This window comes from Alphaproteobacteria bacterium, assembly GCA_018667735.1.
GTDB lineage: Bacteria > Pseudomonadota > Alphaproteobacteria > Rickettsiales > JABIRX01 > JABIRX01.
In genome coordinates, this window is record JABIRX010000004.1 from 1 (window position 1) to 11,822 (window position 11,822).

The 11,822-nt window shown below is 29.3% G+C and carries 8 protein-coding genes; 5 read left to right on the forward strand and 3 right to left on the reverse strand.

Going from position 1 to position 11,822, the window contains the following annotated elements; translation table 11 throughout:
- From HOH73_00375 to HOH73_00385, 3 genes are all read left to right on the forward strand, one after another.
- On the forward strand, positions 1–6,280 hold a 6,280-nt coding region (locus tag HOH73_00375; GenBank protein ID MBT5827328.1), incomplete at its 5' end, for an amino acid adenylation domain-containing protein.
- A gap of 65 nt (positions 6,281–6,345) precedes the next feature.
- Entirely contained in the window at positions 6,346–6,738 is a 393-nt protein-coding gene (locus HOH73_00380) for a hypothetical protein (protein MBT5827329.1), read from the forward strand.
- Positions 6,739–6,756: 18 nt separating this feature from the next.
- Positions 6,757–6,960, forward strand: a complete 204-nt coding sequence (locus HOH73_00385; GenBank protein MBT5827330.1) for a 4-phosphopantetheinyl transferase family protein — start codon at positions 6,757–6,759, stop codon at positions 6,958–6,960.
- On the opposite strand, the gene HOH73_00390 is transcribed toward HOH73_00385, so the two are convergent.
- Complete coding sequence (locus tag HOH73_00390; GenBank protein ID MBT5827331.1) at positions 6,957–7,748, reverse strand: hypothetical protein; 792 nt, start codon at positions 7,746–7,748, stop codon at positions 6,957–6,959. The two genes, HOH73_00385 and HOH73_00390, sit on opposite strands and share 4 nt — an antisense overlap.
- A gap of 296 nt (positions 7,749–8,044) precedes the next feature.
- Here HOH73_00390 and dnaX point away from each other — a divergent pair, with 296 nt between their 5' ends.
- Together dnaX and HOH73_00400 are read left to right on the forward strand one after the other, a co-directional pair.
- The gene (dnaX, locus tag HOH73_00395; GenBank protein MBT5827332.1) at positions 8,045–9,205 is read left to right on the forward strand and encodes a DNA polymerase III subunit gamma/tau; all 1,161 of its coding nucleotides are present in this window, start codon (positions 8,045–8,047) and stop codon (positions 9,203–9,205) included.
- A gap of 134 nt (positions 9,206–9,339) precedes the next feature.
- Positions 9,340–9,636 carry a hypothetical protein gene (locus tag HOH73_00400; GenBank protein MBT5827333.1) on the forward strand — a complete coding sequence of 99 codons (297 nt, stop codon included), beginning with the start codon at positions 9,340–9,342 and terminating at the stop codon, positions 9,634–9,636.
- Here HOH73_00400 and HOH73_00405 read toward each other — a convergent pair.
- Together HOH73_00405 and HOH73_00410 are read right to left on the reverse strand one after the other, a co-directional pair.
- Positions 9,633–11,399: an Rne/Rng family ribonuclease gene (locus HOH73_00405; GenBank protein MBT5827334.1), complete on the reverse strand. Its 1,767-nt coding sequence runs from the start codon at positions 11,397–11,399 to the stop codon at positions 9,633–9,635. The two genes, HOH73_00400 and HOH73_00405, sit on opposite strands and share 4 nt — an antisense overlap.
- A 47-nt stretch (positions 11,400–11,446) precedes the next feature.
- The coding region (locus tag HOH73_00410) for a nucleotide exchange factor GrpE (GenBank protein ID MBT5827335.1) at positions 11,447–11,822 on the reverse strand (376 nt) is incomplete at its 5' end.

An 11,822-nucleotide genomic window follows, 5' to 3' on the forward strand; every position in this document is an offset into this window, starting at 1 on the left:
AAACTCTCTAACCATTGCTGCTATGTTACAAAAACATGGTGTAAAGGGTGAGAGAATATTACTCCTTATTCCATCCTCCTTAGATTTCTTAACTGCTTTTATGGGCTGCTTATACGCTGGTGCAATTGCAGTCCCAGCATATACAGCAAGCAACCAAAGGAATATAGCAAGAATTAAGATGATTATTGATGATTGCAAACCAAAGATCATTTTATCTCTAAGCAATATTGACTTAGAGCATATAATATTTAGCTCTGAAACTAATGTGAAAAATACTTTTAAGGTAATTAATCTTGATCAAATAGACAGCAACACAGATACAAAATATCAAGAAATTGAAACAAATGAAAATGATGTTGCATTTTTGCAATATACTTCAGGTAGTACATCAAAGCCTAAAGGTGTAATGATTTCTCACAAGAATTTATATCGCAACTTATCATTAATTGCAAAATGCTACAACCTTAACCATAAATCTATTATAGTATCATGGTTACCTATTCACCATGATCTTGGCTTAGTATCTGTGTTGCTACAATCTATATATTGTGGAGGAAAAGCTATTTTTATGGCTACTGAAGATTTTATGAGATCTCCTTTAATCTGGCTTAAATCTATTTCAAAATATAAAGCAACTGTTACAGCCGCACCAAACTTTGCTTATGATTTATGTACTTTAAAAAAAATAAGCACGCAAGATGCCCTTAGCTTAGACTTATCCTCTTTAAAAACCGCTATAAACGCCGCAGAGCCAATAAAAGCAGATACAATAATACAATTTTCTAAAAAATTTGCCACATATGGTCTAAAAAACTTTGTTAGTGCTCCTTCATATGGTATGGCAGAAGCTGTAGTTTTCATTTCAACCTCAAATCATACAGAAGAACCTATAATTAAACACTTTAATAAGAAGCTTTTAGAGCTAGAATTAAAAGCTGTAAGTGAACCAAAATCTCTAAAGACAAAATCTTTAGTCTCATGTGGTGCTGCGCAAGCAATTGAAAAATTACTAATTATTGATCCGAATAACTTAACTAAATGTGCTGATAATGCTGTAGGCGAAATATGGATAAAAGACCTAAGCGTTGCCACAGGTTACTGGCAAAAGCCGGAACTAACAACTGAAACATTCCATGCAATAGAAAAAACGAATAATACTGGACCATATCTTCGAACTGGTGATTTGGGTTTTTTGCATGAAGGTCAACTTTATATAGCAGGAAGGAGGAAGGATATTTTTATTATTAATGGCCAGAATATCTACCCTCAAGACATTGAATTTATCATTGAAAATATTGATCCTAAAATAAGAAGAAATACTGCTGCAGCCTTTGCTGTAGAAGTTGCAGGATTAGAGCGTATTATTATAGTACAAGAGGCTAATTTTACTGATAATGTCGCCAGTGAAATTTTTGATAAAATTACCACAGCTATAAACTCTGGATATAAGCTAATGCCCTATGACATAGCCTTTATCAAAAAAGGTACCATAAACAAGACTACTAGTGGTAAAATTCAAAGACAATTATGCCGTAAATTATATTTAGAAAATAAACTGGAAATAATTGTAAGCCTTAGAACATTAAAGCAACTAAACACAAAAGCTCTTAAATATCCAAAAACACCTATAGAAAAACATTTAGCTAAGCTTTGGCAAGAAAACTTGAATTTAGATGTAAATTATAAAATTTCTCTTGATGATAATTTCTTTTACCTTGGGGGAAATTCTGTTACTGCAACTTCTATTCTACTTTTAATAGCTGACCATTATAATAAATTTCTATCATTAAAAGATTTCTTTAATAATCCAAGCCTAAAATTACTATCTAGAAAAATCTCAAATTTATCTGAAAAGACATTACTAGCCACTCCAAATAAAGAAAAGATTAAACATATACCACTCTCACCTGAACAACTTAATTTATGGTTTAGTGATCAACAAAAAAACATACAAAATAATATTATATTTAAAATAACCTTAGATGGTATGTTGGATATATCTATATTAGAAAAATCTTTGATTAAAATTTTATCTAGGCATCAAATTTTAAGCACTATAATTTCTAGCCAGAAAGATTATGTAACACAAGAAGTCAATCACAACCTGACTTTACCCTTAGAGATTCTATTTAACAATAGTTTAGAAGAAATCCACAGCATTATAAATGCAGACATAAATAACCCTTTTTCTTATGCCAAAGAAGCTCTTTTTCGCATTAAACTCTTCTGTAATAACCATAGAAATTATGTATTATATTTTAATTTCAATCATATTATAGCTGATGCTATTTCAATTAATATTCTAATCACAGAACTTGGTGTTATTTATAATTCTTATCTAAATCAAAACACTTCTAACATTAATGAAATATCATATCAATATTTTGATTATAGCATTTTTAAGCAAAACTACTTAACGGAAGACGTAAAAAATGCACAGTTAGATTTTTGGTGTAAAACATTATATAAAGCAAATCATAGCCTGAGCATACCAACAGATTCTGACCTTACAGCAAATAAAAGCAACCATATTGTACAGTTTGAGCAAAATATAGATTCTAATATTTTAAGTTCTTTGCACCTAATGTCAAAAAAGCATAATACGAGCTTATTTATGCTATTTATTGTATCTCTATATTTAATGCTGCGTAAATATGCGAATCAATCAGATATGCTAATCTACACTCCTTTCTCTGTAAGAAAACACCCAGATTTTAGTGATCTCATAGGCTGTTTTATCAATAGCTTGCCAGTAAGAATCAAAAGTTCTAACAATCAAACTATTGAAGAGTTAATTTTTGCTGCTAAAGAAAATATATTAAACATATATGAAAATCTTGATGTAACTCTAGCTGATATTTTAAATAATCCTGATAGTAAGATAAACATTACTAAAAATAATTTATCTAGAATATTATTTGCCTTTCAAAACTTTGAGGAACCAAATCTAAATCTCGAAAAGATCAATAATGCCAAAATAGAACAGTTACATTCTAATTCATCAGAATTTGATTTGTCATTTATTGTAAATATTTTTGCAAAAAAGAAAGCTCAAAATATTCCTTTAATTATCGAATATAATAGCAAACTGTACAAAGAAGAAACTATCAGAAAAATGGCCAAAAACTATGTTAATATCTTAGCATTATTGCCTAATTTTTATAACACTAAAATATCTAATTTTTCTTTTACTAGAGCTGAAGATCAAAGAATGCTAACTGTTGATTTAAATAGCAAAATAAATCACAATATAATTAATCACACTATTCATGAGTTATTTGCAGAACAAGCAACAAAACAACCCAATAAAATAGCAATTAACACAGCAAATAAGAGTATAAGCTACAATCAGTTAAATAAAGATTCTGATAGTTTAGCTAATTATTTATACTCTCTTAATGTAAAGTCAGAAGATATAATTACGATTTTTCTTGATCGTTCAATAGACATGATAACAGCAATCTTAGCAATATTAAAGTCTGGGGGTGCATATTTAAATATCGATCCTAAATATCCTGATGAGAATATAAAGCATATTCTTAGTGATACTAGTACAAACATAATAATTACTGAACCAAAATATCAACACAAAATAAGTAATATCAGCAATTCAACAACTAAGATTATTGATATAACAAATATTAAGGACCAATTAGCACAAGCTAAATTAAAATGTTCCACCCCTAAAGTACTAGCAAGCAATCTAGCATATGTTATGTATACCTCAGGCACCACATCATCACAAAAAGGTGTATTAATTGAACATAAAAGTGTAGTAAACAACTCATTTGCAGCAATTGAAAATTATAAAATTAATAAACAAGATATAATCTTACAATCATCTACTGCTGCGTTTGATATATTTGTAGAAGAGGTTTTTCCAACATTAATTGCTGGAGCTTCTTTATTAATTATAGATAAAGAAACCTTGCTTGATAAAGATGAATTATTTAAATTTTTATATAAATTCAAACCCTCTATAATCAATTTAAGTACGACACTTTGGGCTAACTTAGTGACATATTCCTTTCCCCCTAATATTAAACTATGTATTATAGGGGGCGACAAATTAAAGAAAACGCAATATAATATATGGCAAAATAAAAACAAAATACCTGTAATAAATACATATGGCCCTACAGAAACTACTGTAATTGCAGCCCTCTATCACTGTGAGGATAAGCAATATCAAGAAGATATTCCGATTGGCAAACCAATTGTTAACACACAAATTTTTATATTAGATGGAAACTTAAATATCCTACCTTCTGGTGTTATTGGGGAATTATATATTTCTGGTGTTGGTCTTGCTCGAGGATATCTTAATAACAAAAAATTAACCCAAGAAAAATTTCTACCTCATCCATTTTTGCCAGAACAAAAAATCTATAAAACTGGCGACCTAGCCAAAATAAATTCAGATGGTAACATTGAATTTATCGGCCGTAAAGATGTTCAGATAAAGCACCAAGGTTACAGAATTGAATTATCAGATATTGATGATAAAATACTGGAAAATAAGAATATTAGAAATAGCATTACAATATCAAAAGACGGGAAGTTAATAAATTTTTATGTTGCAAAGCAAGATGTTGAACAGCATGCTTTGCATAATTATTTATCAAAAGAGCTACCTCACTATATGTTGCCTACAAACTATAATAGGCTCAAAGAAATGCCATTAACTATTAATGGTAAAATTGATACAAAATCATTATTAAATGAAAAAATTAACTTTATTAACGAAACTAATATTTCTCCTAGAAATACAAAAGATAAAATATTATTAAAAATTTGGCAAGAATCACTTAAAGTAGGCAATATCAGTATAAATGATAATTATAATTGTTTGGGAGGCAATTCTCTCAAATCTATTCATATAATACATAAAATTAGGCAAGCGGGTTATGATATATCGCCAAGGGATTTATTTTGTTATCCAACAATAGCAGAATTGTCAGATAACATGCAGCCTTTAAATAATACAAGCAAGCAAGGTCATAAGGGAAATATTGAAAAGTTATTATTACCCTCTCAATTGTGGTTTTTAGATAAGCAAATAAATTTATATAATCAGTGGAACCAATCAGCCTTATTTGAGTTGAAAAAAGAGATACCTTTAGACTCATTAAAAAATGCCCTTTACTTTCTTATAAATAAACACCCCAATTTTTCTTTGCGCTTTAAAAAAGTTAATAAAAACTTTGTGCAATTATTTGATGAGTGCAAGCAAGAACTAAAACTTCTTAGCTATGATTTAAACCATATAGCTAACCATGATAGTTTTATTAAAAGCATCATAATAAAAATAGAGAAATCTCTTAATTTAGAATCAGGCCCTGTTATTTCTTGTGCATATTTTCATAGTAATAAAAAACAATATTTATTCATTACTATGCATCATCTAATCACAGATGGAATATCATGGCAAATTGCGCTTAATGATCTTGATCATTATTTAACTAGCAACGAACAAAATTTAGATATATCTAATTATACTAATGACTATTTTTCATATTTAGCAAAATTTTACGAATATACAAATAGTGAAAATTTAAAAACTGAGTATGAATATTGGAAGAAACTACTAAAGAAATCGCTAGCTATACATCAAGCTAAAAAAACTTATACCAAAGATAGAGAAAACAATGCAGGATACTTTTCAAATTTTTTAAATAAAGAAGAAACTAAAATATTACTTAAAAAATCTGCATCAAACCTTGGTGCTTCAGTTAATGAAATATTAATAGCATTATTAGTTCAACAATATTGTAAATATCATAATATATCAGAAATACAAATAGATCTAGAGGATAATGGCAGAGATATATTAGAGCAGAAAAGTGATGTTTTTAATTTAATTGGTTGGTTTGCAAATATTTTTCCAGTAATTTTTGCAATGAAAGAAACAAATATTTCTGAATTTATTCAATATGTTAAAAAGAAGTTAACAGAAATTCCAAATAAGGGAGCAGGATTTGGTATATATAAATATATAAAGCACGATAAACTATTAAAAAACTTTCCTCAATCTGCTATATTATTTAATTTTTTAGGTGAATTAGATTTAGAAAACTCTTTACTTAAATTAAAAGAATTTAATTTAGAAAATTTTTATGATCAAAATTCATCTTTAACTTATGATTTAGAAATTCATGCATTTATTTTGCAGAAAAAATTATGTTTTCATTACAAATATAATAAAAATATTTATAGTACTGAGCAAATTAAGGAATATTGTAACATGCAAATTGATGCAATAAAAAAAATTCAAATATAAGATAAAACTAATATTATTACTTCAGATATAGCTATTAAATTTTTGCGGCAAAGAATATATTTCACATGAAAGGTTTAACGAATTCAGCATCAATTTACCAACTCCTATATTCTGAAATTATTTTACCAGACAAAATAAATTTATCTCCAGCTGAAGAGTTAAAAGCGCAAAAATTTATCAATCATGAAGCAAAGGTAAAATATATAAAAAGACATATTACACTGCATAATATATTAGCAAACTACCTTACTAGTTATAAAATTTGCTATGATGATAATGGCTGTTTATTTTTAAGTAATCATAAGATTAATATCAGTATATCACATTCAGCTGACTTTTTTATAATTGCATTATCTAAAGATAAAAAAATTGGGGTTGATATTGAGCATTTAGAACAAATTGATAATTTACAAGCTAAAGCAAAATTTTTTCTAAATGAAGATGAATTAAATTATTAGCAAAACTCTAATTATAATATGATAATTTTTTATAAATTTTGGACCGCAAAAGAAGCAATTTTAAAAGCAATTGGCCTGGGTTTTTTTATAGATGCAAAAAAACTCAATATATGCTTAGATCGAATGAAAGCTAATTTTATTTTTAATCAATATAGTGAGCTGAAAATTTCTTTTAAATACCAGCAATCCAAAAATTATTTGACTTGTGTAGCGCATATTTAGCGTGCATTAACACCCAGGCATGGTATGCATTTTGATAATTCCTGCTGCAACCTCTGAGACCACGACAATTCTCTCGCTCTCTCAGTTATGTCCGCAAAAGACACATAACCGACTCTATTCTCAGGTAAATCATTATTAAACTCTTGTAATGATGTTGCATGCTGCTTTTGCATCTCTTTTACAATAAAAAACTCTCTAAAATCTTTAGAGACTAAAAGCATGCTAGTGATATTACCTTCATTTTCATTATAATCATATTGATTACCTTTGGAATCGCTAATTTGTAGTTTTTCATCTTTTAAAGTTATGTTATAAGTAAGTTTTGTATGATGAACAAAGTTACAACTATTGCCTACTTGTGATAAAAACTCTTTTACTAAGTCCAAGTCTAAAACATGTTGCTGCTCTTCATACGCTAATATAGATTCGTATAATTTAATTTTTGCATATATTTGGCTATCATCAGATAGTTTATCGGAGTGGTCTTTAAGTAATTCTATAGATTTCATTAAAATCTCTTTTTTTTGTGGAGATCTTTTTTTTACATCAGTTTCAACTCGACAAAACTTGCTATCTAGGCCCCGTTCTAAAACCAACTCCAATATCCCGATATCAGTATAACTACTCAATCGCTGCCAGGCAAGCTCACCTCTATAGCTAACTGTACCTAATAACTCAGGATTGTTGCTTAGAATTTTATTAACTTCTTCTTTATTATTACTATTTATTGCTGAGAATAAATGAACCAGATTGTAGCTTCGCTCTACTCCTTCATTATCAAATATCATTGCTATATACTATATATGTTTTAGCAATATTAACATATATTTAAGCTAAGCGCAAATATCTATAGTGGAGGAAAACAATTTATTTAAGGGGTAACCCGATTTATGAAAATTTTGGCTGCTATCTTTCGATCCTGACCGGTTAACTAACAAAGTCGCCTACCCCAGATTTAATATAGATAATAATATACCACTGGTCAAGTTGAGAAAATATTTTATCTTTGGCAAAATTTTTGAGCCAAATTATAATTGCAATTTAGAGGTTAAACCTTATTATTTATTCTTCTTCTTATTATAATATGAATCAAATAAATAACGAATATAAAGTTTTTGCTAGAAGTTATAGGCCACGCCAATTTAAAGATTTAATTGGTCAGGATTTTTTGGTTCAAACATTAGAAAATGCAATAAAAACTGGTAAGCTTGCGCATGCTTATTTATTAACTGGGATCAGAGGTGTTGGTAAAACTACAACAGCTCGTATTATCGCCATGTCAATAAACTGCCTAAATAAAAATCAAGATAATATTACAGAGCCTTGTTTAGAATGTAGCAGCTGTAAATCAATTATAAATGACAATCATCCAGATGTATTAGAGATGGATGCTGCAAGTAAAACTGGTGTTGACGATATTAGAGAGTTAATTAATAATGCCAGCTACACACCATCACTATCTAAATATAAAATTTATATAATTGATGAGGTGCACATGTTATCAAATAATGCATTTAACGCATTATTAAAGACTTTAGAAGAGCCACCAAAACACACGAAATTCATTTTTGCAACTACAGAAACTAGGAAAATACCACTAACAATTTTATCTAGATGCCAAAGATTCGACCTAAAAAGAGTTACCAATGAGCAACTAACAATATTATTAGAAAATATTTGTGACAAAGAGGCTATCAAGCATGAGATAGGTGCATTAAATACCTTATGTAACTTGTCAGGAGGCTCAGTAAGAGATGCCCTATCTTTACTAGACCAAATGCGCTTAGTGACAAATAACAATCTTACCACAGAGGTTATTAGAAATACACTTGGTTATTCAGACTTAGAAAATTGTTTCGCTCTTTATAACGAAATTATTAAAGGTAACGTGCCTGAACTCTTAGCTAGAGTAAACCAGATGTTTAATGCAGGTGCTGAAGTAAAAAATATTTTAAATGACCTATTAGAAATAACCTATTTGATTAGTAAAGCTAATATCTTAAAAGATAACTTCACTGAAATTAAAGTCAGCTCAACAATAGAAACAGAGATAAAAAATTTAGCCAGTCAGTTGCAAATTTCTACCTTAGCGCCAATCTGGCAAATGTTACTTAAAGCGGTGGATGAAATCAATTTGAGCCCTAATCAATTTCAAGCTTTAGAGATGTCTTTGATAAGAATATGTCATTTAAGTAGTGAGAACAACTTAAATAAAATTATCTCTGAAGTAAAAAAAAAACTTTAAATCTAATTGAATTACCGAGTAATCAAACTAGAGAAGCTATAACAAACAATAATAATATTCTTTTAACTATACCTACTAATATTAATTCCTTTGTAGAGAGATTTAAACAAGAAGAGCCTTTATATTATAATTTATTGAGGGATAATGTTATTATAAAAGAAATAACTTCTAAGCACATCAAATTAGAACAAAAATTGGCTCTTCCCACAAGTTTTAAGGAAACTTTAGATAAAAAAATAGAGAAGCTATTTGCACAGAAGCTTAATGTTATAATAGATAAGGCTTTTGAAACCAAGGAAGTTAGCATAGCAGAACAAGAAGAAGCTATCAATATCCAAAACATCAACAACTTTAAGGATAGCCTTGAATTCAAGGCTATCACAAAGACTTTTCAAAATGCAGAAATAATAAGTAGTAAGAGTGAAAGTTAACTAGATAATTTTTTTATTATATTACGTACAAAACTATATTCTTTTTTAGCATTCTTGCTAACGTCTTCTTTGCTCCGATCTGAGTTAATTTCATATGAGATATCATTTTCCAGATGCTCCCTCTCTTCTGATGACATCTCTTTTATTACTTCTATTTTGAAGTCCTTATCAGCATATATGTTTTTTGCCTTAAAAAACACATTAATGTTATTTTCTAGCTCAAGCGAGGTTAAATTCTTTCTTCTAAAGTTTGTAATATATGACATTACATTAGCAGAACAATGCACCTTGACCAACCCTATATTTTTAGCTAATAATTCATGTCTTATAGCTCTAAAAATCTCTACTGCTAATGAGTCAAACGATTTAACATAACCAGTTCCTGAGCAATGAGCACAATCTACGGTATTGGTTTCTATCAAACTAGGCTTTAATCTTTGCCTTGACATTTCCACTAAACCAAAATTACTTACTCTGCTAATTTGGATTCTTGCCCTGTCATTTTCGAAAGATTTCCTTAGCTCTTTTTCAAGAGACTTTCTATTTTCCAGCTCTAACATATCAATAAAATCTACTACTATTAAGCCAGAAAGATCTCTCAAATATAATTGTCTCGCAACCTCTCTTGCCGCTTCTAGATTTGTTTTTAATGCTGTTTCCTCAACTGAGCGTTGCTTAGTTGCTCTTCCAGAATTTACATCCACAGATATTAAAGCCTCGGTAATATTAATGACTAAATATCCACCAGATTGCAATTGAGCTGTAGTGTTATAAAATTTGGCAATTTCAGCTTCAATCTTATAATGTTGAAAAATTTCTGATCTCCCTTTGTGCTCTCTAATCTTCTTTAGAGAATCACTGCTAATAGCTTTCATTAACTTTTTTAGCTTGTCTAGCGAATCCTTGCCCTCCACTATTATTTGCTCTACATCTTCATCATAATAATCTCTGATGGATCTCTTGATCACATCTGCTTCCTGGTAAACTGTAGCTGGAGCAGAGGATGTTAAAGTATCTTGCCTAATATTATTCCACAAATTAACTAAATAATCATAATCTCTTTGAATGTCCTGATCTTTTTTATCTACAACTGCAGTCCTTAGAATTATACTAGTTCCCTTTGGTAAATTAAAACCCTTCACCAACTCTCTTAACCTTTTACGATCTGATATATTTTCAATTCTTCTAGAAATACCACCAGATCTAGAGCCACTATTAGGCATTAAAACACAATATCTTCCTGCTAAAGAAATATAACTAGATAAGGATACACCTTTATTACCCCTTTCTTCTTTTACTACTTGCACTAATATCAATTGGTTCTTTTTGATAACTTCCTGGATTTTATATTGCTGAGTTAAGCGGATCTTTTTGGCCTGCAGCATTTTTTCGCCATCTTCAGCATCGTAATTATCATTACTAGATTTAGAAATCTTCTTATATCTTGCATTTTTTTTATTCGAAGCTTGCTGCTCTTCAGAGTTGTCTATATCGTCTAATTTGCTTTTATCATCAGCTGGTATTTGATAATAATCTGTATGAATTTCAGCAAATGGTAAAAAACCATGTTTGTTTTTGCCATATTCTACAAAAGCCGCTTGTAAAGAAGGCTCTACTCTGGTTACTTTCGCTAAATATATATTACCTTTTAGCTGTTTTCGCGCTAAAGATTCATAATCAAAATTAAGGATTTTATTCTCCTTAGAGATTTTTGCGACCCTAGTTTCTTGTGGATATATCGCGTCTATTAATATTTTACTCATTTTATACCTTTTAATATCAATTAAAACGCATAATGAAAAATTTTAGCTTATTTAGCTACTACTACCATTGCCTCTTTTAAAAGACGGTCATTTAATATATATCCAGCCTGTAATACTTTTATAACTGTGCCAGATTCCTTATCGTTCTCAATTTGACTAACTACTTGCTGTGTATGATGATCAAATTTTTCACCCAAAGGGGATATTCTTTTTATACCGTTTTTTTCAAAAACTTTTAATAAATCATTATGTGTTATTTTTACCCCTTCAAAGAAGCTTTTTATAGCATCATTTTGGGAAATTTCTTCAGTTGGTGCGTTATCCATAATTAAATAGAAATTTTCTAATACACCTATTACTTCTTTTGCAAAATCACTAATAGCATATTTTTTTAAATCAGAGGCTTGCTGGTCAGATCTTCTG